We start from the raw sequence: 22,275 nt of genomic DNA on the forward strand, positions 1-22,275 counted from the left end.
TTTGTAGGTTGGTGTTTCAAGAATGCAGCATTGAGGTTTGAGAGGGTGTTTTTGTGGGCTGAAAAGGCAGCTTTGGCGGCCCCGGTGCCGTAAAATTAGGATATAAAGTGACCCATTCAGGCCGTAAAATGCCCCTAAAAGAACTAGATGATTTTTGGAATAACCATTTATGAAGAGGCTACTTTAACATTTAAAAACAAATTTTTATGCCCCAAAAGCAACCTTGCTTGGGCGCTAACTGACGTTGAAAAAATGCTCAGGGGTGTACGCTTGCTGTGAGGGCAGCCAGTGTTAAGCAGTCTGCTAGGGTGGCTGTGGCACCCAATACATCGCCCGTGTAGCCACCTAAATGTTTTTTGGCGGCATGGCTCAGGCAGAGTACGGCAAGAGCAGCCCCGGCGGGTGGCAGCATAAGTGCCAGAGCAGTGTGTGCAACAGCCCCAGCCCCAGCCCACCACCAAGCCCATAGCGCGTACGCCACTACAGTTATGCCTTGCGCTATGCCAAAAGCTGTTTTGGGCAAGGGGGAGAGGCTACGGGCCAGTCCATCTGGCCGGGCGGGGGGGAGGCAGGTTGGCACCCATAAAAGAGCCGCGCGTGCTAACAGCCCGGCTAGGGCTAAGGCAGGTATAAGGGTTGCAGCGGGTAGGGCGGCCAAGGCCCCGGCCCGGACAAGAAAGCTAAGGCACAGGGCAATAACGCCGTAGGAGCCAACGCGGCTATCGCGCATAATTTCCAGCTTGCGGGCGCGGGTATTTGCTCCGTAGCTGTCTGCCATATCGGCCAAGCCATCTTCATGAAAGCCGCCGGTTAGAGCGGTTTGTGCGGCGAGAGCAAGGGTAACGGCGGGCAGGGCAGCAAGGTGCAGCCCGCTTTGTAACACATAGCCCAGCCCCCCGGTTATGGCCCCAATACCTGCCCCCACAAGGGGCCAGCACCACAGCGAGCGCGCCAAGGGCCACGCAACCATGCTGTTACGCTGTGCGGGGCTAAGCAACCCCATAACCGGTAGGCGGGTAAGCAGGCCCAACCCGCTTGCTAGGTCTTGCCGCACGGTGTTGAAAAAACCTGTCATACGCGCTCGGTTACTGCGGCTTGGGCAAAGGTGGCCATACCAGTGTGGCAGGCTAGCGCGGCCCGTAGTAAAGGCACAGCCAAGGTGGCACCAGAGGCCTCACCTAAGCGCAAACCCAGCGAAAGCAAAGGGCTTAGCCCAAGGTGCTTGGCCAGTCTGGCGTGCCCAGTTTCAGCCGAGCAATGGGCCAGCCATGTGTGGGCCAAGCCGTGTGGGTGCAGTTTAGCCAAGGGCGCTACGGCGGCCGTGCACACATAGCCATCTAGCAGCACGGGTATATGTTTGTGCCGTGCGGCAAGGGTGGCGCCTAGCATGGCGGCAAGTTCAAACCCGCCGAGTGTGCGGGCGGTTTCAAGCGGGTTGGTTAAGGCGCCAGCGTGGGTACGCAGGGCGGTATCAATTACGTGGGCTTTGTGCTGTACGCCTGCATCATCTAGCCCGGTGCCGCGCCCGGCCCATAATGTGCCTGCACCACCAAATAGCCCTGCGGCTAGGGCTGCTGCTGCGGTGGTGTTGCCTATACCCATTTCCCCTAGGCAGAGCAGGTCGCACTGTTCTGGCACGGCATGGTAGCCGGTTTGCACGGCGGCCAGAAAGTCGGCTTCAGACAAGGCGGGGGCGGTTGTAAGGTCTGCCGTGGGGCGCAGGCCAGCAACGGGTACCACCTGCAAATTGGCCCCGGCTATGCGCGCAAGCTGGTTAATAGCGGCCCCGCCACTTTGAAAATTATGCACCATTTGGGCCGTAACCTCGGGCGGCCAAGGCGAAACCCCTTGCGCTACCACCCCGTGGTTGCCTGCAAAAACAAGGCACAGCACCTGCTCTAGTACCGGTGTGGCGCGGCCCTGCCAGCCACCAAGCCACGTAGTAAGTTGTTCTAGCTGCCCCAAACTCCCTGCGGGTTTGGTTAAGGTGGCCTCTCGCACGGCAATGGCCTGTTGGGCGGCGGTGTTGGGGCCGGGCAGGTTTTGGCAAGCGGCTTGCAGGCTGGCAAGGCTGGTAAACAGGGCGGGGGTGGGCTGCGGGGTAAGTGGTGGCATGGGGGTAATTTTGTGCTGTTATGCGCGCCCATGCAATTGGCAAAAGAAAGTATGGCGGTATGAGCACGCATAGCCTTGGCGCAGAGCAGGCAAAAAACAGGCAAGGCCTACACAGCACAACCTTGGTTTTGGGGGGCGCGCGCTCTGGTAAAAGCCGCTTTGCAGAAAGCCGCGTAACAGCCCACCCCACCCCGTGGGTGTATGTGGCCACAGGCCGCGCGTTTGATACAGAAATGCAAGAGCGTATAGCCCACCACCAACGCAGCCGTGCCAAAGGCTGGCTGACAGTAGAAGAACCTTTTGCCGTGCCAGAGGCCCTGCGCCTGCATAGCACTACGCCGTTGCTGCTTGATTGCCTGACCCTGTGGCTGACCAACCTGTTGTTAGAAGAGTATGACATTGCCGCCGCAACGCAGCAGCTCATACACGCTTTGGCCAGCCGCCAAGCCCCCACTTTCTTGGTTGGTAACGAGGTAGGGCTTGGCATTGTGCCAGAAAACGCACTGGCCCGCCGCTTTAGAGACGAGGCCGGGCTAATGCACCAAAAACTGGCCGCAGAGGTAGGGCGCGTGGTGTTTATAGCCGCCGGTTTGCCGCTGGTGTTAAAAGGTGAAAGGAGGCTTTAAGGGGGCGTGCAGGGGCTTAAATACGGTCAACCGCTTTGCGGCCAATGGCGGGGTCGTCTGTAAAAAAACCATCTAGCCCCATGTCTAGGTAGCGGCGTATTTCTGCCAAAGACCCTTTGACATTGCGTGCGCTGTCGCCCTCCGTATTACGGAGCTGCTTTGGTAAAAAGGCGTTTTCTGGGCGGCACGTATAGGCATGCACAAGCAGGCCTGCGGCATGTGCGTCGTCCACCAATGTGGTGGGGGCTAACCATGCGCCTTGGGCATCACGCGGGATAAGGTCTGTAAGAGACGGGCCAATAACATCTGCGTAGCGCCGCACAGCCTTTAACCCTTCAGGGGTCATGAGGTCTCCAAACGTGGTTTTTTCCCCTTTGGCGAGTAGGTCTGGTGGGGTTTCTGTACGGCCCCCCATAAGCAGCATAACGGTGGCTTGCGGGTTAATGGCTTTAACCGCTGCATTGAGGGTGTGCAGGTTGGTTGTCTCAAAAGACTGCACCTCTAGCGGGGCGCTGCGGGTGTAGGTGTGGGCCGCAATGATCTGTAAAAACGTGGCTTCTGGGTTAAAGCCGAGCGCATGAAAATGAGTAGAGTTTTTGATCTCGGGAATAAGCCCAATCGAGCGGCCACAGGCTGCGGCTTCAGCGGCTACAAAATCAATCATTTCTTCAAAGGTTGGTACGTCAAAATGCCCATTATAACGGGTATTGTGGGCACGGAGTTTGGGCAAACGCTCGCACGCACGCAGGGTTTTAAGCTCGGCTAGGGTAAAGTCTGTTGTAAACCAGCCGGTTTCTTGTTTGCCGTCTATGGTTAGGGTGCGGCGGCGGTTGGCAAATTCTGGGTGGCTGGCCACGTCTGTGGTGGCGGCAATGTTGCTTTCGTGGCGGCAAACCAGCACACCGTCTTTTGTGGGTACAAGGTCTGGTTCTACAAAATCTGCGCCATCTGCAATGGCTTTGGCGTAAGAGGCTAACGTGTGCTCTGGCCGTTGGGCCGAGCACCCACGGTGGGCAAATACCAAAGGCCGCGCACTGAGAGACGGGGCCGCATGGGCTATTTTATGGGTAAACAGGCCAGCGGCACAGGGTGTGGCCAGCGTTGCTTTCAAAACGGTACGGCGCGAAAAACCAGCCATCTTTTGCTCCTGACACAGTGCCGCGTGCCCTATTGGGTTTGAGGCACCCACTATAGGGGGCGGAGTGTAGGGCAATATGCAGCCGGTGCAATGGGGTATGGCCATGCTGGCGCGTAACCTTGTTACCCTACAGTGTATGGGTAGCCAGTTGGGCTACGCTAAAGGGGGAACCCTACTGCCTTGGGCAGGTTTAATATGGCGGGTATGCCCCCCAAGCCCCCTTGCGCAAGAGCAACGATAATGCTCTGTGTTCGGGCACGGAAAAGCAGGGGCGTGGGTCTGCCTGCTTCTATAGTAAGAATGAGAGAATGCGCATGTCAGATGAATTTTTGAACGTCCAGCTTCTGATATCCGGCACATGGCAAGACGCAGCAGATGGCCGTACCCTGCCACTTTTAGACCCCGCAACGGGCGAGACAATTGGCAAAATTGCGCATGCCTCTAAAAAAGAACTGGCTCTTGCCGCAGAAGGGGCAGCCAAAGGTTTTGACGCCTGGCGCACCCTAACGGCTTGGGACCGCTTTGTGATTATGCGCCGTGCCGCCAACCTGCTGCGCGAGCGCGCCCAGAGCATTGGCCGTATTATGAGCCGCGAGCAGGGCAAACCGCTTGAGCAGGCCATTATCGAAATTCAGGGCGCAGCCAACGTTATTGAATATTTTGGTGAAGAAGGCCGCCGCCTGAACGATGTGCTGGTGCCCCCGCGCGCGCCAAATGTTGAGCAGCGCGTACTGCACCGCCCAGTAGGGGTTGTTGCTGCCTTTACACCTTGGAATTTCCCTATCAACCAGATTGCCCGCAAACTGGGTGCGGCACTGGGTGCGGGGTGTGCTGTTATTGTAAAAGCGCCAGAAGACACCCCCGCATCTCCTGCTGAGTTAATCCGTGCGTTTTTGGATGCAGGCGTACCGGCTGGCACCGTGTCTTTGGTTTATGGCGAACCGGCTGAAATTTCAGAATATTTAATTGCCCACCCGGTTGTGCGCAAAATCTCGTTTACGGGGTCTACCCCTGTGGGCAAGCATTTGGCCGCACTGGCCGGGGCACAAATGAAGCCCGTTACCATGGAGCTTGGTGGCCACGCCCCCGTTATTGTGTGCGCCGATGCAGACCTAGACAAAGCAGCCGAGCGCTTGTGTGCCGCCAAATTCCGCAATGCTGGGCAGGTCTGTATTGCCCCAACACGCTTCTTGCTTGAGCAGAGCATTGCGCCAACCTTTGTTGAAAAATTCAAAGCCCGCATGAACGCTCTTAAAGTGGGCCGCGGGGTAGACGAAGGGGTAACCATGGGCCCGCTGGTTAACCAGCGCCGCGTAAAAGCCCTGCATGACCTGGTTGAAGATGCCCGCGCAAAAGGGGCCACCATTTGGCAGGCAGAAACGGCTATTCCAAACGAAGGCTGCTTTTTTGCGCCCACGCTTATTCTTAACCCTACGCTTGATATGCGCGTTATGCAGGAAGAACCGTTTGGCCCGCTGGCCATTGTGGCAGACTTTACCAGCCTGAGTGACGCCGTAGCAGAAGCCAACCGCCTGCCTTATGGGCTGGCAGCCTATGCTTACACCAGTAACGAGCGCACCCAGCGCTTGTTGGGTGAAAAAGTAGAGGCGGGCATGGTTGCCATTAACCACCACGGCATTGGCGTACCAGAAGTGCCGTTTGGCGGCATTAAAGATTCCGGCTACGGCACGGAGGGCGGGCCAGAAGCCCTGCGTGCGCACACCTATATTAAGTTTGTTTCAAGCGAGCAGGCCAAGGCAGATTTTTAATCTGCTTTGGGGCAACGCCTTACAAGAAAAAAGCGGCCTTTAGGGGCCGCTTTTTTTGTGCCCTTTAAAAGGTAGCTGTTAGGCTAACATTAAACGAGCGGCCCATGCCCGGTAGGGCGCGTGTATAGCCAATATAGCGCGTATCGGTCAGAGAGAGGCCACCAAGGGGCAGGTAGTAGGGCTGGTTGAAAATGTTATCGACCCCGGCATCAAGGGTTAGCATTTTCCAGTTATAGCTGCCGCCAAGGTTAAGCAGGGCATAGCCGGGGGTGCGGGGTTCGGCGCGTAGGTAATCGACTGTGTCTTTGGCTTTGACAAAGTTCATCTCTACCCGGCCTTTCCATGGGCCTACGGCCTCAGTCACGGCTACCGTGCCGTTAAGGGGCATCATGTGGTACAGGCCTGAGTGTGTTACCTCATCTTGCCCGCGTACCCAGTTGAGCACGCCGGTAAATTCCCCTTTGCCAAAGCGGTCTGTGTTCCACAACGTATAATGGCCAGAGGCATTAATGCCGTAGGTTTGTGCGTTATGGTTGGCAAATTGCAGCAGGTGCCGCCCGTTTGAGAACGTGCCCGCCTGCACAACATTTATGTAGTTATGGACGTAAGAATAATAAGGCTGCACTTTAAGGCCCCACCGCCCGGCCGGGGTTGGGTCGTGCCAGTCCAGCGTTACGCTGGCGGTATTGGCAATTTCAGACTTGAGGTTGGGGTTACCAACATAGCCGTTGCCATCCCCAAACCACCCGATCATGCTAGATGACATGCTGCCGGTGCCCCACGCATAACGCTCATACAAATTAGGCGCCCGAGACTTACGGGCGTAACCGCCTTCTAGCGTAAAGCTGTCTGTGGCTTGCCAGCGGGTCATGGCGGTTACATCAAAATTGGTATCGGTACGGCCCCGTTTGCGGGCGTTAAAGGCACGGGCGGCAGTGGCGTCTGCCATGTTCATCATGCCTGTCCAAGAATACGGGGCTACATCTCCGGTGTTCATCATCACCAGATCATTGCGAAAACCTAGCAGGGTAGAAACACGGGGTGTCCAGTGGGCTTCCCACTCGGCAAAATGGCCAAGGCGGTCGCGGTGGCCGTTGTTAATATTGTGGTAGGTGTTTGGCCCCATCATCATGCTGCCCATAAGGGGGGGCCACCAGTCGTTTAAGCCTTCGTGGTCAAAGCTGCTACCCAGTTTAAGGGTGTGCTTTGGCCCCAGCGGTATGGTGGCTTTAAGCGCGTAGCTTACCTGCCGGGAATCGTTGTTCATGGGCATGCCCTTTGTGGGGCTGTGGCCACCTTTGTCGCGCAGCATGTTCATGGCATGGGTAACGCGCTGCCAAGAGCCACGGGCTTCTAGCTGGCCCCAGTTAAAGCTGCCTGTATATTTACCGTTTACAAAAGTAGAGCGGTTGTTGGTCATGTCCATATACTGGTTGGCAAAGCCTTCACGCGGGGTGTCTTGCTGGCCAAATGTTACCACGAGCAGGTGGTTGTCTTTATGCAGCCCGGCGGTAACCGCATGGTTATAGGTCACATAGCTGGTTGAATGCACAGCCCCCATGCCAGCCCCACCCCGGTAATTGCCAGACTGATCGTAAGAGCCATTATAGCGCAGGCTAAAGGTGTCGTTTGCTACGGTTAGCGCACCAGATGCACCGTAAGCGCCGCCATTGCTGCGGTAAGTGCCACGCACACGGCCTGTTACCAGCAGTTTGTTGTTGCGGGCAAAGCGGGGGTCTGCCCGCTCTACATCTATGGTGCCAGCTATGCTGTCTCCGCCCATACTCACGGGGGTTATGCCAGCAACGCTGGTGGCACTCTGCACGCTGTCTGGGTCTATGTAAGATAAAGCCGGGTTCATGTGGTTGGGGCAGGCTGGCTCAATGCGCATACCATCTACTACGGTTGCCACGCGGTCATCTGCCATGCCGTTAAGCACGGGCAGGTTGGCCAAACGCCCGCCCCCATAACTGCTAAAGCCCGGCTGGTTACGAAAGAGGCTAGAGGCATCTGGGCTTGAAAGGCGCGACATACGCTGCGTGCTGGCATCTGGGCTGGCAGCGTTTAGGGGCATATCAGAGAGAGAGGTCTCGGTATCCTCCTCGGCTGCGGTGGTTGAAATATCGAGCCGGGGCAGGGTTACAACCGGGCTACTGGCTTGCTGTGCCTGCGTACCGGCAGCAGCATTTGTTGCGGTTGCACTGGCTAAAGGTGTGGCCCCAATGCTGGAGGCTACGATTTGCACCGCTGTTTGAGCGCGGGCAGTACGGTAGGGCAGCGGTGTGGCGGCTGTGGCGCACAGCGCGGCAAGCACCCACGCGGGGCCATTGCCCCGGTGGTGGCTAAAAGAAAAAGACATAAAGACAGATCCTGCAAACAAGGCATGCAAAGCGGTTTTCTGGCCAAAAGGGTGGCAGAAAGGCTCAGTAGGCTGTGTTTGTCAGGCAGGTGGCCCGCGTGAAGGTGGTAGCCCCAGCGCAATAGGGGGCGGCCCGCGTGGGGTAGAGGCACAACTGCCCCGCCGTATCCAGCGCTGTATAGGTGGCGGCACCAGTACCACCCCCAAAGGCAGTGCTGCGGGGAGTGACAGCAACGGGCACAAAGGGCAGCTTTCGCTGCCGTGGTGGTGCTGTGGCGTATGCTGTGTGTTTGTACCACCCTGCTGCATGCTGTGCATGTGGTGCCCGGCCATTATGCCGTTATGGGGCATTATCATGGCAGGGGGGTGCGCAGGCGGGCTGGGTGTGTTGGGGGCAATATCTACCCCTAGCAGGCGCTCTATGGCCGCACGGGGTAGTTCATCTGGTAGAGAAAAGCTCTGGAGTGCCAACAGCCCCAAAAAGCCCAGCAGTGTTACCGCAACCAGCGGCCACTTTAGCAGCGCAGTAACAGGGTTGAGGGCGCGGGGCATAAGAGCGGCTAAAACTCCTTTGCGTGTTCGGTTTAGGTCTTGCAGGTGTTGGGCACCAGCAGCGCACTGCCTGAGGGCACAGTGATGTGTGCCACATGCGGGGCAGCTTTGGTTGCTGTGGGCTGTGCAACTACAAGCCGGACACGTAATCAAACGTGGTGTAAGCTCTTGGCTGGGTATAAAGCCATGCCGCGTATTTGCAACAGGGTAAACAGTACAACCGCCGTGCACACTCGTATGCCAGACCCCCGCCTGCCACGACACCAGCCAGACACAGCCGCACCTGTGCCTGCGTTGGGGGGCATTGTCTGGGCGCAAGAACACGGGCCTGTGCCACGCCTTAACCCTGCTACAGTTTTAACGGCTGGGTTGGCGCCATTGGGGGCTACCCAACCGGGGCCGGAGGGTACAGCGCATACAGGGCCTATAACCGGCATGGCAGGCGGGAGTGCGCAAAATGCCCTACAGCCTGTGCCAGCGCGGTCTTTTTCTGGCCGAGTCTTTGGGGTGGCGGCTTTGTGTGCTGCCGTGTTGCATGGGGTGGTATTGGTGTGTTTGCTGGCAAACCGCGCGGCCATACCGCCTACCAGCGCACCGGGTGAAAAATCTGTGCAAATGGTGTTTGAGACACACGCCAGTGCCCCGCCACCACCTGCCGTGGCGCACGCCCCACAGCCTGTGGCCAACACGCCGCCCATGTCTATGGACGATACCCCGCCACCCGTAGCCCCACCCCCAGTACCGTTGGCAACCGAAACCTTGCCTGATGTACCGCTGTTTAAACCGCTGCCACCCCGGCAGGTACAGGCGCATAAACACACTATGCCGCCTATGCAGCATGGCGCTAAACCAGCCCCACCAGCCCCACCAGCCCCACCAGCCCCACCAGCCCCAACGGGGGAACATGCCCCTACCCCTAACACCCAACCCCAAGCAGTTGCCCCAGATGGGGCGCAAGCTGTGCATAATGCGCCAGTTCCGGCCTCGGCTGAGCATGCGGCAAAAGGGGGGAGTGTAACGGCGCTACGCTGCACACCGCCACAAACCCATTACCCCGCAATGGCCCGCCGTTTGCATGAAGAAGGTGAGGCCGTGGTTGAGGTCTCTTTAGCCGCAACAGGTGCGGTGCAAGCCGTAAAACTGGTGCAAAGTACGGGCTATGATGACCTAGACGCACAAGCCCTAACCGCCGCCCGTGCTTTACGTTGCACCCCGCCAGAGGCCGCAGCACAGGTGGGGCGCATACCGGTGGGCTTTCATATTCATTAAAAATAAGACCCTGTTAGGGTAACAGCCAGCAGGCTTGGGGCATGCGTAAAGGGAAAGAGCAGGGTACTCTTTTTTGCAAAGGTCACGGTGAGGTGTTTTGTTATAACATATAGAACAACGCAGGCATGGTGTTTCTAATGGTTGCGCTTAAGCTGGAGCCCCACACATGCCGTATGTGTTTTCTTATAAAGAACGCCATAGCTACGCCACCGCCTACGATAAAATGATTCAGGCCCGCGCCACCGTATTTGGTGATAGGCCAGAATGGCACGCCGCCATTAAAAACAGCCGTGAAGAAGACGAATACGACCGTACCTGCAACCCGCTTTACTTTGTGTCTTTAAACAAAGATGGTGAGCATAGTGCCTCTTTACGTATTATGCCGACCACCGGCCCCACCATGCTACGGCGTGAATTTCATAAATTTTTTGATGACTGCCCAGATATTATTAGCCCCGATATTTGGGAATGCACACGTATGTGCGTAACCGGAGACAGTGCAAGCCCAGAAGGGCGGGCTGTGACCATTCAAGTTTCAAAAGCCCTGTGCCGTATTGCGTTTGAAAATGGCATTAGCCAGCTCTCTGGCCTGTATTATAAAAACATGAACCGCATTTACCGCCGTATTGGATGGGAGCCGTTTTTGCTGACACACGCCCAGCATGAGCAAGACGATATTTGCTTAGGGCTATGGAACGTAAACCCAAGCGCTTTGCGTCACATGTCTGAACGGCAGGCCATGTTGTTTTAACAATAGATATTAATATTGTAATGTTTTATTGAGAACAATTCTTGAATTCAATAAAAGTGTTGTTGCTTATTTAACATTTGGTGCCTATGCTCAAGCCTGATGCTTGTACCACCACGTGTAATGCAGGAACTTGTTTGCGCTATTGCCAATGCATCTTCCTTGCTTGAATTAAAAGAGAGTGTAACACTCGTGCCCAGCATGGGTGACTTACAACATGTGGTGTACCATTACTTGGGTGACCCACAGCACCCGCCCCCACCAGAACCCGGCTTTACAACGTACCCAGATGCCTGGGTGCAGTGCTACTTAGCCAACGACTATGCGCGCATAGACCCGGTTATTCAGCGTGGGTTACGCTCCATTTTACCGTTTGAATGGAGCGAGCTTAAAATAACAACGCCAGAGCAACAAAAGCTGTTTGCAGATTCGCAGGCGTTTGACCTTGGGGCTTCGGCCCTGAGCATACCTTTATGCGGTCTAGCCGGAGAGCGCGCCGTTTTTACGATTACAGGTAGAAATGCAGATACGTTTAACGGCCCTATACGTATTAGCTACATACGTGACTACCAGCTTGTAGCCACGTATGTGCACCAGCGTTTTGTGCGTTTGCGTAACTTGGTGCCAGAAGAGCATTTTGCTCTCTCTCAGCGCGAAAAAGAATGCCTCAAGCTGGCATCGGAAAGTTTACTGGGTAAAGAAATTGCCCACCGGCTTAAATTGTCCGAGCCTGTGGTGCGGCTTTATTTGCGTGTTGCGCGCCACAAACTTGGCACAACCGATACAGGCCGCGCTGTGGCCATAGCCAAACAACGCGGCCTTATTTAAATAAGGTGTATTTTTAATCTTCCTTTTGTCGTGCAGGCAGGTTTTTGTAATGGGCTAACGCAACGGCCCGTGCCTCTTTTAAGTCTACTATCGGGTGGGGGTAGGTTTTACCAAGGTGCAGCCCTATTTGGCGGCACAAGGCGGGGTCTGCTTTCCAGGGGGTATGGATAAGTTTGTCTGGTAGGTGGCGCAATTCTGGCACCCATGTGCGAATATAGGCGCCAGTTGGGTCAAATTTTTCAGACTGCCCAACCGGGTTGAAAATTCTAAACCAAGGTGAGGCATCAATGCCGGTGCCTGCACACCATTGCCAGTTCATGGCGTTTTGGGCTGGGTCTGCATCAACTAAGCGGTTATGAAACCAGACCTCGCCTTTGCGCCAGTCTGTAAGCAAATGCTTGGTCAGGAAAGAGGCCACAACCATGCGTACACGGTTATGCATCCACCCGGTTTGGTAAAGCTGGCGCATGCCTGCATCAACTAAGGGGTAGCCTGTTTGGCCCTGTTGCCATGCGTGCAGCAGTTTTTGCGTATTTTGCCACGGCATGTCGTTAAATTCTGGGCGTAGGTTTTCGGTTGCCAGTGTGGGGTGGTAAAACAACTGGGTATAGGCAAAGTCGCGCCAGCCGAGTTCAGACAAAAATGTCCATGCATTTTCGGCTATGTGGCCGTGTTTTTGTACAGCGTCTTCAACCGCGTGCCACACTTGCCGGGCCGAAATAAGCCCCGCCCGTAAATAGGGTGAAAGGCGCGATGTTGTGTCTTTGTCGGGGCGGTCGCGCTCTTGGCTGTAGCGGGCCACGTTGTTTTCAATAAACTCTTGCAGCATGTCGTGGGCATCGGCTTCAGAGCATGGCCAGTCTTGCTCTGCGGCGTTTGCCCCTTCGGGTAGTGTGTGGGGGGGCAATGTGTGTGCGTGCTCTGCCAGTGCGTGGGCGGCTTTTGGCCATGGGGCAAAGGTGAGCGTGCGTGGGGCAGAAACACAGCGCCCCGGTGGTGGCATATCGCGCACGGCCCGCCACCATGCGGTAAAAACCTTATAAGGTTGGCCACTGCCAGTTTGCACTGTCCAGGGTTCATGCAGCAAGCGGCCGGGTAGGGAGTGTACGCAAACCCCTTGGGCTTCTAGCGTGGCTTTAGTTTGGGTGTCTTGTGCTTTGCCGGTTGGGTCGTAACGGCGGTTCCAGAACACGGTCTCGGCGTTAAAAATTTTGGCAAGCTGGGGCACGGCCTCTGGGGTTGTCCCCTCTACCTCAAGCAAGGTGCCGCCCTGTTCGCGCAGGGTTGCGGCTAAAGCGCTGCGGGCTTGGTTTAGCCACCAGCCAATAGCGCCGGGGCGTTGTGTGTCGGGGTCGTGCACAAAGGCGCATACAACAGGCTGCCCGCTGGCATGGGCAGCATTAAGGGCTGGGTTATCTGCCAGCCGAAAATCATCTCGAAATAGCATGATAACGGGGCGGGGTGTGAGCACTTGGGTATTCATTTTTGCACAGTGTCATGGCTGTTTTAGCTTTGACAATGGGCCAAAAACAAAGGGGTGATGTGCTGCAACTTTTGTAACATAGGGGGCGTTACGGGCAATCAAACTCTGCCTGTGCTACGTGTGTGCGCTAGGCCGCATAGCGTGGCCCCCTGTTATGTTAGGAGCAGCAACCATGCCAGATAACGCCCCCAAAACCGGCTGCGGAGCGCGCCCGCTAACCGCAGAGCAAAACCATATTTTGCGTAAGCGCGGCACTGAATACCCCGGCTCTAGCCCGCTTCTTGCTGAAAAACGCCAAGGTATTTACCACTGTGCCGGGTGTGGCGCGGCACTGTTTTCTTCAAGCACAAAATACGAGAGCGGGAGCGGCTGGCCCTCTTTTTACGCGCCGCTAGAGGGTGGGGTTAAAAGCCACCGTGATACAAGCCACGGCATGGTACGCACCGAGGTATGCTGCGCGCAGTGTGGTGGCCATTTAGGCCATGTCTTTCCCGATGGGCCACCCCCAACAGGGGAGCGGTACTGCATGAATGGTCTGGTACTGGAGTTTGTGCCCGGCCCGGCATAAAGCGTTAAAGCGCTGGGGCGTGTGCTTTTAGGCGGGGGCCGTGCCAACAGCCCGTATAAACATGGCCCAGCCACGCTCAAAAAAATCATGGCGTTCTTGGGCGGTTGTAAAAGGGGTTTTGCCAAAAAGGGCCTGCTCTAGCGGGGTGCCGGTAATAAGGCCGCTTAACAGGTTGGCGGTTGTGGCATCTGCTAAACCCTGCCTAATCTGGCCTGCGGCTTCAGCAGCTTTCAGCAGGCGTAAAATGCTGGAATCAATCGGTTCGCCAATGGTTTGGGTCGCGTATTCCATAAGGGTGGGGTAGCGGTAGGCATCGGCTATTAAAATGCGGTAGGTGCCTAGCGCCATGGGTTGCAGCGTTAGGTCAAGTAGCAGGCACATAACATGTTTAAGCTCCTCAAGCGGGTTCTTGAGGGGGGTCTCCTTCATGGTATGCACCACGCAGGCGGTCAGGTTGGTAATAACCGCCTTAAACAGATCTTCTTTGGAGGCATAGCGGCGGTACAGGGTCTGCTTACTGGCAGAGGCCTTGCGCGCAATCTGGTCTACAGATGTGCCAGCGTAGCCGTGTTCAACAAACAACCCGGCGGCAACTTCTAGCAGGTATTGGTCAAGCTGCTCTGTATCTTCTGGCGTAGGTCGGCCACAGCGGCGCTTTTTGCCCTGCAGGCAGGGGTTGAGCATATCCAGCAAACTGGTTTTCCGCTTGGGGGGGGTCATTACGCACAATCTCGAAACAAGTGGCGTGTGCCACGCATGGAAGTTAAAGAGAGGGAGAAGAGAAGATAGAGGCTCATATACCACAAAAGAGGGTGAGAATGCGCCTGCTCAGTTTGTTTCACTCTATTTTGCGCTTAATTACAACTGTTGCTGTAAAAAAGAGCGCGTAAAACGGTGCTTGGCACGCTTTACCTACCCTTGCAAGTTTGCGCCCCCACGATAGGATGCACGGCTCGCGCAGGTGTGAGTGTATGGCAGCTACTCGGTTTTGAGGGAATAGCTTTAGAACAAAGCCCCCTATAGTAACATGCCGTGCTGCCGGTAAGGAAAAGGCCATGACGACCCCTTCCGATTATGAGAAATTTCGCAATTTAAGCCCCTTTGAACTCAAAGATCAGCTTATCGCTTTGGCCTCTGGCCGGGGGCAGCGCACCATGCTGGATGCAGGGCGCGGTAACCCCAACTTTCTGGCAACAACGCCAAGGCAGGGTTTTTTCCAGCTTGGGCTGTTTGCTGCGGCAGAATCTGAGCTGTCTTTTTCTTACATGGCAGAAGGCGTGGGCGGCCCCCCGCAAAGAGACGGCATAGAAGCCCGCTTTAATGCGTTTGTAGCCGCCAATAAAGACCAACCCGGCGTTGCGTTTTTGCGCCGCGCACTGTCTTATGTTCGCGACCAGATGGGCTTGAGCGCCGAAGGCTTTTTGCTGGAAATGACAGCGGGTATTTTGGGGTGCGACTACCCCATACCACCGCGCATGCTCAAATATTCCGAAAAAGTGGTGCGGCAGTACCTCCTGCGTGAAATGGCGGGCGGCACCATGCCCAACACCAGCACCGACCTGTTTGCCCTAGAGGGCGGCACTGCGGCCATTAGCTATATTTTTGCCTCGCTGAAAGAAAACGGGCTTATAAAACCGGGTGACAAAGCCGCCATTGGTATGCCGGTTTTTACCCCTTATGTTGAAATACCCGAGCTGCGCGAATACCAACTGCAAGAAGTCGCCATAAACGCCACCCCAGAAAGTGGCTGGCAATACCCAGATACAGAGCTGGATAAACTGCTCGACCCCGATGTAAAGGTGTTTTTGGTGGTTAACCCCTCCAACCCGCCATCGGTTAAAATAAATGATGCAGGGCTGGCTCGCATTGCCGAAATTGTAAAAACCAAACGGCCCGACCTGATTATTGTGACAGATGATGTGTACGGCACATTTGCAGACAATTTCCGCTCTCTTTACAGCATGTGCCCGTATAATACTGTTCTGGTCTATTCTTTTTCAAAGTATTTTGGCTCAACGGGCTGGCGCTTGGGGGTTATTGCCACCCATGCTCAAAACGTGCTGGACAAAGCTTTGGCAGACTTGCCCGAGGCAGATAAACAGGTGCTCGATAAACGCTACGCCTCTTTAACGCCTGATGTAAGAAGCCTGAAGTTTATAGACCGGCTGGTGGCAGATAGCCGCACGGTTGCTCTTAACCACACGGCTGGCCTTTCTACGCCCCAGCAAGTGCAAATGGTGCTGTTTTCTCTCTTTGCCCTTATGGATGGCCGAGACGCTTATAAAACAGCCCTTAAAAACCTACTGCACCGCCGAGAACTTGCCCTATACCGAGACCTTGGCGTTTCTGCCCCAGATGATGACGGCAGCACGCATTATTATACCCTTATAGATATGGCAAAGGTGGCAACGCAGCTTTACGGCACCCGTTTTGCCCGCTGGCTCATGACACGGGTAGATTACAAAACCATTCTGTTTCGTATAGCAGAAGAAACCGGCGTGGTGCTGCTACCCGGTATTGGGTTTGCTGTGCGCAGGCCATCGGCTCGGGCGTCTCTCGCTAACCTGAACGAATACCAATATGCCAGCATAGGGGCCGCGTTGCGCCGTATGGCAGATGAATATTACGCCTTATATAAACGCGAGAAAGAAACCGCAGCCCCAGAATAGAGAGTGCTTAAAAGGGGCTTTTGCTACAAAGCCCTTTATTAAGGATGCGGGCTTGAGGGGGCTGCTAAGGTAGTGTTTTTTAACCCACACAGCCCCATTGCTGGGGGGCGTATGGGTTAAAAACACCACTATAGCCCTGCTTTTGCCACCCAGTAGGCAGCCAAAGCAGGGGCGTTTTTTTACGCTAACAGGCCACCATCTACAGGCAGGGCTGCGCCTGTAATGTAACCTGCATCTGGGCTGGCAAGGAAAGAAACAGCCCGTGCAATATCGGCCACTGCACCGTATTGGCCCGTTGCGACAAAACCTGCCAGTACAGCAGCCCCTTCAGTGTGTGAGGGGTTCATGTCTGTATGAATGGGGCCGGGTTCTACCACGTTAATGGTAATGCCCTTGGGGGCTAGGTCGCGGGCGGCACCTTGGGCAAAGCCACGCAAGCCTGCTTTGGTAGCAGAGTAAATAGACAAGCCACCAAATGGCGCACGGCCCGCAAAAGCAGACCCCATAAGAATAATGCGCCCACCTTTTTGCATATGCTGGGTGGCTTCGTGGGTTTCTACCATAACGCCACGCAGGTTGAGGTTAAGGGTTTGCTCAATCTGCTCAAGGGTTGCGTTTTCAATGCTGGTATAGGGGTAAGCACCGGCGTTGCACACCAAGGTGTCCAGCCTGCCAAAATGCTTAACGGTTTCAGCCACAACCTTGCGGTTGCCTTCAACGCTGGCGCCATCGGCTTGAATGGTAAGCACTTTACGGCCTGTTTTGCGCAGTTTTTCAGCCAGTTCTTCTGCACGGGTGGCACTGCTGGCGTAGGAAAGTGCAATATCAAACCCATCGGCAGCAAGGTGTTCTGCAACGGCAGCGCCAATGCCACGGCTTCCGCCGGTAATTAGGGCGACACGGTTTGTCATCGGTTTTTTCTCCTTTGTAAGTAAGCGGGTGGGTACCCGCCCAGCAGTAGGTGTGCGTGTGGGCCAGTTGTAACTGGCCAACCTGTTAGCGGCCATAACACATGCGTGTGACACCCGCTAAGGCACTGTGTTGCTTTTGGCTGGCGCGCGGTAAAAGGCCAATATTCCATTTAAGAAATTCACATATACGTGACGCGTATAAAGTGAACTGACATTTCGCTTGCATGTTGTAACATGCAGCGCGTGACCAGAGCGCAAGCTCGGAGCAACAAAAATAATAAGGAATTCCTCATGCAAATAGCCAGAGATGTCCTTCTTCAGTCTTACCGTGCCATGCGTACCATTCGTGTGTTTGAAGAACGGCTGCATGTCGAATTTGCGACAGGCGAAATACCGGGTTTTGTTCATCTTTACTGCGGCGAGGAAGCCTCTGCCGTTGGGGTGTGCGCGCATTTAAGCGAAAACGACACCATTGCCAGTACGCACCGTGGGCATGGGCACTGTATTGCCAAAGGTGTTGATGTAGGCGGCATGATGGCCGAAATTTATGGCCGCCAAACCGGCGTGTGCCGGGGTAAGGGTGGGTCTATGCATATTGCAGACCTGTCTAAGGGTATGTTGGGGGCCAATGGTATTGTGGGCGGTGGGCCGCCGCTTATTTGTGGTGCAGCCCTTTCTCATAAAACACTAAAAGATAACGGTGTAGCCGTTGCTTTTTACGGAGATGGCGCCTCTAACGAAGGCTTTACCCTAGAAAGCTTAAACCTTGCCACTGTCTGGAAGCTCCCTGCTGTTTTTGTGGTGGAAGATAACGGCTATGGTGAGGCTACGGGGTCTTCTTACGCGTGTGCGGGCACACAAAAAGACCGCGCGGCAGGCTTTGGCATGAAATATCTTGAGTGTGACGGCACAGATTTCTTTTCTGTGTATGAAACAGCCGGGGAAGCCATAGCCCATGCCCGCTCTGGCAAAGGGCCGGTTATGCTGCATGTGCATCTTAGCCGCTGGTATGGCCATTTTGAAGGCGATGCCATGACCTACCGCGCAGCAGGTGAAGTGGCCCGAGAAAAAGAAACACGTGATTGTCTGAACATTTTTCGGGATAAAGTGACACAAACTAGCCTGCTAGACCCCACAGCCCTAGATGACATTGACCACGCGGTTGATGATGAAGTGGAAAGTGCTGTGCAGGCCGCAAAAGCCGCACCATGGCCTGAAGATAAAGCCCTTATGGCAGATGTGTATGTTTCTTACTGAGTAGTATTTTCCCGCCAACAGGTGGCAAAGGCTGGGCCGCCATTTACAAGGGATGAAAAAAGAACAATGAGCAAAAAAAGTTTTCGTCAGGCCATTAATGAAGCCCTGCGCCAAGAAATGCGCCGAGACCCCCACGTGGTCTTGATGGGCGAAGATATTGCAGGTGGGCAGGGCGGCACCTCTGGCGTAACCGATGCGTGGGGTGGTGTGCTGGGTGTTACCAAAGGGCTTTATACAGAATTTGGCCCAGAGCGCGTGCTCGATACCCCAATTTCTGAAGCTGCTTATATTGGCGCTGCGGCTGGCGCTGCGGCTACCGGCCTGCGCCCGGTGGCAGAGCTTATGTTTGTAGACTTTATTGGCTCCTGTTTGGATCAGGTGCTTAATCAGGCTGCAAAATTCCGGTATATGTTTGGGGGCAAAGCCCGCACACCTATGGTTATTCGGGCTATGTATGGGGCCGGGTTTAATGCCGCCGCCCAGCATAGCCAGTCTCTCTACCCTTTGTTTACGCACATACCGGGTTTAAAGGTGGTTATTCCGTCCTCTCCCTACGAGGCAAAAGGCCTGCTTATTGAAGCCATACGAGATGATGACCCTGTGATCTTTTTAGAAAACAAGGTGATGTATGATGATGAGGAAGACGTACCAGACGAGGCCTACACCATTCCGTTTGGAGAGGCGAACCTAACCCGCGAAGGGCAAGATGTTACCATTGTTGCCATAGGCCGCATGGTGGGTATGGCCAACGAAGCGGCAGACCGGCTGGAAAAACAGGGCATAACCTGCACAGTTATAGACCCGCGCACCACCTCTCCGTTAGATGAGCAGACTATTTTGGAATGTGTGGCAGAAACGGGCCGCCTTGTGGTGGTTGATGAATCGAGCCCGCGCTGCAACATGGCGTGCGATATTTCAGCCCTTGTAGCAGAGCAGGCGTTTCATACACTTAAAGCCCCTATTAAACGGGTTGTGCCGCCGCATACGCCGGTGCCATTTTCTACCCCGCTTGAAAAATTGTATATGCCCAGCGCAGATAAAATTGAAGCTGCGGTTAAATCTCTCATGAAACAGCACACGCACGAGGTTGCCTAAGCCATGGCCCAAACACTTGTAGCCCTTACCATGCCCAAATTTGGTCTTGCCATGACAGAAGGAAAACTGGCCAGTTGGACAGTTGATGTAGGGCAAGCCACAAAACAGGGCGATGAACTGGCAGATATTGAAACCAGTAAAATTACCAGCGGCTACGAAAGCCCCGCAGCAGGCGTGCTGCGCAGGCAAGTGGCCCAAGCGGGTGAAACCTTGCCCGTAGGCGCGTTAATTGGTGTGCTAGCCGATGCAGACGCAACCGAGGCTGAACTAGACGCCTTTATTACCAAATTTCAGGAAGAGCAGGCCCCCCAAGCAGAGAGCGATACTGCTGAAGGCCCATCAAGCGCACCGCACCCGGTAGAGGTTGCAGGCTATACCCTAAACGTGCGCGAGGTAGGCAGTGGTGAGGGCTTGCCCCTGCTGTTGGTGCATGGTTTTGGGGGCGACATAGGCAACTGGCTGCTTACACAAGACAGTTTGGCAAAAAACCGTAAGGTAATTGCGTTTGACCTACCCGGCCATGGGGCGTCTAGCAAAAACGTGCAAGATGGGTCTTTGGCTGGGTTGGCCAAAGTGGTTGCCAGCTTGCTTGATGCGCTTGGGGTGAGCAAAGCGCATGTTATGGGGCACTCCCTTGGTGGGGGGGTGGCCCTTACAGTATTGCGTGATGCACCAGAAAAAGTGGCGTCTTTAACCCTTATTGCCCCGGCAACGATTGGCACACATGTTAATGCCGACTTTATAACCGGCTTTACAGAAGCAGAGCGTAACCGTGCCGTACAGCATGAGTTAGAAAAACTGGTTTACAATAAAGCCCTTATTGGCCGTAAAATGGTAGATGCCGTAGTGCGTGCCCGCCGCCTAGATGGCGCACGAGACGCCCTGCGCACCATTGCCAGCGCCTGCTTTGATAATGACCGCCAGCGTGATGCCCTGCTGCCTGTGCTTGAAAAAACCGATATACCCGTAGAGGTTATTTGGGGGCAGGAAGATGCCATTCTTTCAGCAGACGCTGCTAAAACTTTGCCAGATAAAGTAGAGGTACACGTACTGGCAGAAAGTGGGCATTTACCCCAAATGGAAAAAGCGGCTGACGTAAATAAAATTGTTGAAGAATTTTTGGAAAAATCTGAAAAATAACAACAGAGTTCTAAAATATACCACTTAAAACAGGGGGCACCCTATAAGGTTGCCCTCTGTTTTTGTGTGTAGGCTTAGGGCTTTAAAAGCTATTTTTCTGGGGGTTAGGGGCTTTTAAAAGCCTACATGTAAGCCTCATATATTCCAGCCCAACAGCCCAACAGCCCAACAGCCCAACAGCCCACACAACAGCACAATGACTTTAGATCGGCCTAATTGCGCTGCAAAAGCACGTAGCTAGATACTCAATTTTAGTTTTACAGAGTTTTCTTATGCGTGTTTTCACGGCGCAACTGGGGGCAAGCTCTATGAAACAGCCAGTGCAGTTCGGCTCAAGAGGGGGTTGGTGCATGCAAGCCGGTTAAATGAAAGCACCGGCTTGCTGGCCCAATGGGCTGTTTAGTCCATACGGATAGAGGGGCGCACAAACCCGTCTAACCAGTCTGTAAAGCAGGCAATAAGGCCGCGTGGCAGGCCGTAGAGTTCAATTTGGTGCTGGCGGTACAGGGCGGTGTGGCCAAGGCGGGCACTTAGGCCGTGCAGGGCGCCGCCGCCAAAGGTTTTACCATCTCCAAACGTGCCCCAGCCGTTATAGCTGCCAAGGGCTACAATGGCGCCGCGGTTGTTAAACTTAAATGGCGGTATGGCCGTTTTGTTTAAAATCCAAGCAGGTAGATGTTTGGCAAGGTGGTGGGCTTCTTGGCGGGCAACCTGTGCGGTAGGGGGCAGCGGGGCGTCTTGAATAAAAGAGCAGTCGCCTACTGCAAAAATATGCTCATCTTCTGTGGTTTGCAGGTTGGGTTTAACCACAAGCTGCCCACCACGGGCACAGTCTAAACCGTCCATCACGCGGGTTACATCTGGCGCTTTAACGCCTGCCGCCCAAACACGGAACTGTGCATCAACACGTGTGCCGTCTTTTAAAATAAAGCCTTTTTCGTCAACCCCGCTCACCATAGCCCCTGTGCGTACAGAAATCTTGAGTTCTTCAAGCTGTTTATGCGCAGCTTCAGACACATCTTCAGGGAAGGAGGGCAGAATACGCGGCCCGGCTTCTAGCAAGGTTACGCGCATTTCTGGTGTTTTAGGGGTAAAGTTGTAAAGCGAGCCAATATCGAGTGCTTTATGGAGCTCTGCCGCTAACTGTACGCCCGTGGCCCCGCCGCCTACAATGGCAATATCAAGCGGTGTGCCGCGCCCGTAGGCTTGCAACAAGGCATGGCGGAAGCGTTCGTTAAAGTTGTTGGCTTCAACCACGTTGTCCAGAAAAATGCAGTGTTCCAGCACGCCGGGGGTGCCAAAGTCGTTCGCGCGGGAGCCTATGGCAAAAATAATGGCGTCGTAATCAAGGTAGCGCTCTTCTAGCAGTACGTTGTTTGCGTCCTGCTCTACCAATGGGGCTAGGGTAATGCGGCGGTTGGCGCGGTCTAGGCCCGAAATTTCGCCGTAGCAGAAACGAAAATGATGGCCCGCAGCATGAGAGATAAAGGTAATACGGTCGTTTTCGTTCCGGGCTGTGCCTGCGGCAAAGCAATGGAGCATGGGTTTCCAGACATGGGCAAACCCCTTGTCTACCAGCGTAATGTCTACCTTGCCCGAGCGGCCAACACTTTTACCAAGGCGTGTTGCCAGAGCAAGGCCGGCAATACCGCCGCCCACAATCACCAACCGAAACGGATCGCTCATACTGATACTGTCCTCCCATGCTTTCTCCCTCTCTCATTGGGGGGAAAGCCGATATACGCAAT

20 protein-coding genes are annotated in these 22,275 nt (G+C 54.9%); 11 read left to right on the forward strand and 9 right to left on the reverse strand.

Annotated features, from left to right (window positions below; genetic code table 11):
• Positions 1–256 precede the first annotated feature (256 nt).
• Entirely contained in the window at positions 257–1,075 is an 819-nt protein-coding gene (cobS, locus tag Abor_RS00260; protein WP_048839825.1) for an adenosylcobinamide-GDP ribazoletransferase, read from the reverse strand.
• Positions 1,072–2,115, reverse strand: coding sequence for a nicotinate-nucleotide--dimethylbenzimidazole phosphoribosyltransferase (cobT, locus tag Abor_RS00265; RefSeq protein ID WP_048839826.1), 1,044 nt, complete (start codon positions 2,113–2,115; stop codon positions 1,072–1,074). Before cobT ends, cobS begins: the two co-directional genes overlap by 4 nt.
• Positions 2,116–2,174: 59 nt before the next feature.
• Between cobT and cobU the strand changes: the two genes are divergently transcribed.
• Positions 2,175–2,741: a bifunctional adenosylcobinamide kinase/adenosylcobinamide-phosphate guanylyltransferase gene (gene cobU / locus Abor_RS00270; RefSeq protein ID WP_048839827.1), complete on the forward strand. Its 567-nt coding sequence runs from the start codon at positions 2,175–2,177 to the stop codon at positions 2,739–2,741.
• Between the two features lie 16 nt (positions 2,742–2,757).
• On the opposite strand, the gene Abor_RS00275 is transcribed toward cobU, so the two are convergent.
• Positions 2,758–3,879 (reverse strand): glycerophosphodiester phosphodiesterase family protein, encoded by a 1,122-nt coding sequence (locus tag Abor_RS00275; RefSeq protein ID WP_048839828.1) that lies wholly within the window; start codon positions 3,877–3,879, stop codon positions 2,758–2,760.
• 76 nt (positions 3,880–3,955) lie between these two features.
• On the opposite strand from Abor_RS00275, the gene Abor_RS00280 reads away from it, so the two are divergent.
• The gene (locus Abor_RS00280) at positions 3,956–4,120 is read left to right on the forward strand and encodes a hypothetical protein (protein ID WP_158319702.1); all 165 of its coding nucleotides are present in this window, start codon (positions 3,956–3,958) and stop codon (positions 4,118–4,120) included.
• 73 nt (positions 4,121–4,193) lie between these two features.
• On the forward strand, positions 4,194–5,648 hold the full coding sequence (locus tag Abor_RS00285; RefSeq protein ID WP_048839886.1) for an NAD-dependent succinate-semialdehyde dehydrogenase: 1,455 nt from the start codon (positions 4,194–4,196) through the stop codon (positions 5,646–5,648).
• 64 nt (positions 5,649–5,712) lie between these two features.
• On the opposite strand, the gene Abor_RS00290 is transcribed toward Abor_RS00285, so the two are convergent.
• Both Abor_RS00290 and Abor_RS00295 read right to left on the reverse strand, forming a co-directional pair.
• Positions 5,713–8,007: a TonB-dependent receptor gene (locus Abor_RS00290; protein ID WP_084594286.1), complete on the reverse strand. Its 2,295-nt coding sequence runs from the start codon at positions 8,005–8,007 to the stop codon at positions 5,713–5,715.
• 81 nt (positions 8,008–8,088) lie between these two features.
• Entirely contained in the window at positions 8,089–8,559 is a 471-nt protein-coding gene (locus Abor_RS00295; RefSeq protein WP_048839829.1) for a DUF2946 family protein, read from the reverse strand.
• Positions 8,560–8,784: 225 nt separating this feature from the next.
• On the opposite strand from Abor_RS00295, the gene Abor_RS00300 reads away from it, so the two are divergent.
• From Abor_RS00300 to Abor_RS00310, 3 genes are all read left to right on the forward strand, one after another.
• On the forward strand, positions 8,785–9,828 hold the full coding sequence (locus Abor_RS00300; RefSeq protein ID WP_158319703.1) for an energy transducer TonB: 1,044 nt from the start codon (positions 8,785–8,787) through the stop codon (positions 9,826–9,828).
• Between the two features lie 166 nt (positions 9,829–9,994).
• Positions 9,995–10,579, forward strand: a complete 585-nt coding sequence (locus tag Abor_RS00305; protein WP_048839831.1) for an acyl-homoserine-lactone synthase — start codon at positions 9,995–9,997, stop codon at positions 10,577–10,579.
• 120 nt (positions 10,580–10,699) lie between these two features.
• On the forward strand, positions 10,700–11,404 hold the full coding sequence (locus tag Abor_RS00310) for a helix-turn-helix transcriptional regulator (RefSeq protein ID WP_158319704.1): 705 nt from the start codon (positions 10,700–10,702) through the stop codon (positions 11,402–11,404).
• A gap of 13 nt (positions 11,405–11,417) precedes the next feature.
• Here the strand turns inward: Abor_RS00310 and Abor_RS00315 are convergent, their stop codons facing one another.
• On the reverse strand, positions 11,418–12,887 hold the full coding sequence (locus Abor_RS00315; RefSeq protein WP_048839833.1) for a cryptochrome/photolyase family protein: 1,470 nt from the start codon (positions 12,885–12,887) through the stop codon (positions 11,418–11,420).
• Between the two features lie 172 nt (positions 12,888–13,059).
• Between Abor_RS00315 and msrB the strand changes: the two genes are divergently transcribed.
• Positions 13,060–13,455, forward strand: a complete 396-nt coding sequence (msrB, locus tag Abor_RS00320) for a peptide-methionine (R)-S-oxide reductase MsrB (RefSeq protein ID WP_048839888.1) — start codon at positions 13,060–13,062, stop codon at positions 13,453–13,455.
• A 27-nt stretch (positions 13,456–13,482) separates the two neighbouring features.
• Here msrB and Abor_RS00325 read toward each other — a convergent pair whose 3' ends face one another.
• Positions 13,483–14,175 carry a TetR/AcrR family transcriptional regulator gene (locus Abor_RS00325; RefSeq protein ID WP_232015020.1) on the reverse strand — a complete coding sequence of 231 codons (693 nt, stop codon included), beginning with the start codon at positions 14,173–14,175 and terminating at the stop codon, positions 13,483–13,485.
• 335 nt (positions 14,176–14,510) lie between these two features.
• Here Abor_RS00325 and Abor_RS00330 point away from each other — a divergent pair, with 335 nt between their 5' ends.
• On the forward strand, positions 14,511–16,124 hold the full coding sequence (locus Abor_RS00330; protein ID WP_048839835.1) for a bifunctional aspartate transaminase/aspartate 4-decarboxylase: 1,614 nt from the start codon (positions 14,511–14,513) through the stop codon (positions 16,122–16,124).
• Positions 16,125–16,303: 179 nt separating this feature from the next.
• On the opposite strand, the gene Abor_RS00335 is transcribed toward Abor_RS00330, so the two are convergent.
• Positions 16,304–17,035, reverse strand: a complete 732-nt coding sequence (locus Abor_RS00335) for an SDR family NAD(P)-dependent oxidoreductase (protein WP_048839836.1) — start codon at positions 17,033–17,035, stop codon at positions 16,304–16,306.
• Between the two features lie 291 nt (positions 17,036–17,326).
• On the opposite strand from Abor_RS00335, the gene Abor_RS00340 reads away from it, so the two are divergent.
• From Abor_RS00340 to Abor_RS00350, 3 genes are all read left to right on the forward strand, one after another.
• Positions 17,327–18,292, forward strand: coding sequence for a thiamine pyrophosphate-dependent dehydrogenase E1 component subunit alpha (locus Abor_RS00340; RefSeq protein WP_048839837.1), 966 nt, complete (start codon positions 17,327–17,329; stop codon positions 18,290–18,292).
• Between the two features lie 66 nt (positions 18,293–18,358).
• Entirely contained in the window at positions 18,359–19,387 is a 1,029-nt protein-coding gene (locus Abor_RS00345; RefSeq protein ID WP_048839838.1) for an alpha-ketoacid dehydrogenase subunit beta, read from the forward strand.
• A 3-nt stretch (positions 19,388–19,390) separates the two neighbouring features.
• Positions 19,391–20,527, forward strand: a complete 1,137-nt coding sequence (locus Abor_RS00350; RefSeq protein ID WP_048839839.1) for an acetoin dehydrogenase dihydrolipoyllysine-residue acetyltransferase subunit — start codon at positions 19,391–19,393, stop codon at positions 20,525–20,527.
• A 399-nt stretch (positions 20,528–20,926) separates the two neighbouring features.
• Here the strand turns inward: Abor_RS00350 and Abor_RS00355 are convergent, their stop codons facing one another.
• Positions 20,927–22,213, reverse strand: coding sequence for an NAD(P)/FAD-dependent oxidoreductase (locus Abor_RS00355; protein ID WP_048839840.1), 1,287 nt, complete (start codon positions 22,211–22,213; stop codon positions 20,927–20,929).
• Between the last annotated feature and the right edge of the window lie 62 nt (positions 22,214–22,275).

It is taken from the genome of Acetobacter orientalis (assembly GCF_000963965.1).
Taxonomy (GTDB): Bacteria; Pseudomonadota; Alphaproteobacteria; order Acetobacterales; family Acetobacteraceae; genus Acetobacter; species Acetobacter orientalis.

What these genes read in the sequence shown, in the direction of transcription:
- cobS (WP_048839825.1), bottom strand. Translation starts at nt 1,075, where the DNA reads ATGACAGGTTTTTTCAACACCGTGCGGCAAGACCTAGCAAGCGGGTTG.
- cobT (WP_048839826.1), bottom strand. Translation starts at nt 2,115, where the DNA reads ATGCCACCACTTACCCCGCAGCCCACCCCCGCCCTGTTTACCAGCCTT.
- cobU (WP_048839827.1), top strand. Translation starts at nt 2,175, where the DNA reads ATGAGCACGCATAGCCTTGGCGCAGAGCAGGCAAAAAACAGGCAAGGC.
- Abor_RS00275 (WP_048839828.1), bottom strand. Translation starts at nt 3,879, where the DNA reads ATGGCTGGTTTTTCGCGCCGTACCGTTTTGAAAGCAACGCTGGCCACA.
- Abor_RS00280 (WP_158319702.1), top strand. Translation starts at nt 3,956, where the DNA reads ATGCAGCCGGTGCAATGGGGTATGGCCATGCTGGCGCGTAACCTTGTT.
- Abor_RS00285 (WP_048839886.1), top strand. Translation starts at nt 4,194, where the DNA reads ATGTCAGATGAATTTTTGAACGTCCAGCTTCTGATATCCGGCACATGG.
- Abor_RS00290 (WP_084594286.1), bottom strand. Translation starts at nt 8,007, where the DNA reads ATGTCTTTTTCTTTTAGCCACCACCGGGGCAATGGCCCCGCGTGGGTG.
- Abor_RS00295 (WP_048839829.1), bottom strand. Translation starts at nt 8,559, where the DNA reads ATGCCCCGCGCCCTCAACCCTGTTACTGCGCTGCTAAAGTGGCCGCTG.
- Abor_RS00305 (WP_048839831.1), top strand. Translation starts at nt 9,995, where the DNA reads ATGCCGTATGTGTTTTCTTATAAAGAACGCCATAGCTACGCCACCGCC.
- Abor_RS00310 (WP_158319704.1), top strand. Translation starts at nt 10,700, where the DNA reads ATGCAGGAACTTGTTTGCGCTATTGCCAATGCATCTTCCTTGCTTGAA.
- Abor_RS00315 (WP_048839833.1), bottom strand. Translation starts at nt 12,887, where the DNA reads ATGAATACCCAAGTGCTCACACCCCGCCCCGTTATCATGCTATTTCGA.
- msrB (WP_048839888.1), top strand. Translation starts at nt 13,060, where the DNA reads ATGCCAGATAACGCCCCCAAAACCGGCTGCGGAGCGCGCCCGCTAACC.
- Abor_RS00325 (WP_232015020.1), bottom strand. Translation starts at nt 14,175, where the DNA reads ATGACCCCCCCCAAGCGGAAAACCAGTTTGCTGGATATGCTCAACCCC.
- Abor_RS00330 (WP_048839835.1), top strand. Translation starts at nt 14,511, where the DNA reads ATGACGACCCCTTCCGATTATGAGAAATTTCGCAATTTAAGCCCCTTT.
- Abor_RS00335 (WP_048839836.1), bottom strand. Translation starts at nt 17,035, where the DNA reads ATGACAAACCGTGTCGCCCTAATTACCGGCGGAAGCCGTGGCATTGGC.
- Abor_RS00340 (WP_048839837.1), top strand. Translation starts at nt 17,327, where the DNA reads ATGCAAATAGCCAGAGATGTCCTTCTTCAGTCTTACCGTGCCATGCGT.
- Abor_RS00345 (WP_048839838.1), top strand. Translation starts at nt 18,359, where the DNA reads ATGAGCAAAAAAAGTTTTCGTCAGGCCATTAATGAAGCCCTGCGCCAA.
- Abor_RS00350 (WP_048839839.1), top strand. Translation starts at nt 19,391, where the DNA reads ATGGCCCAAACACTTGTAGCCCTTACCATGCCCAAATTTGGTCTTGCC.
- Abor_RS00355 (WP_048839840.1), bottom strand. Translation starts at nt 22,213, where the DNA reads ATGAGCGATCCGTTTCGGTTGGTGATTGTGGGCGGCGGTATTGCCGGC.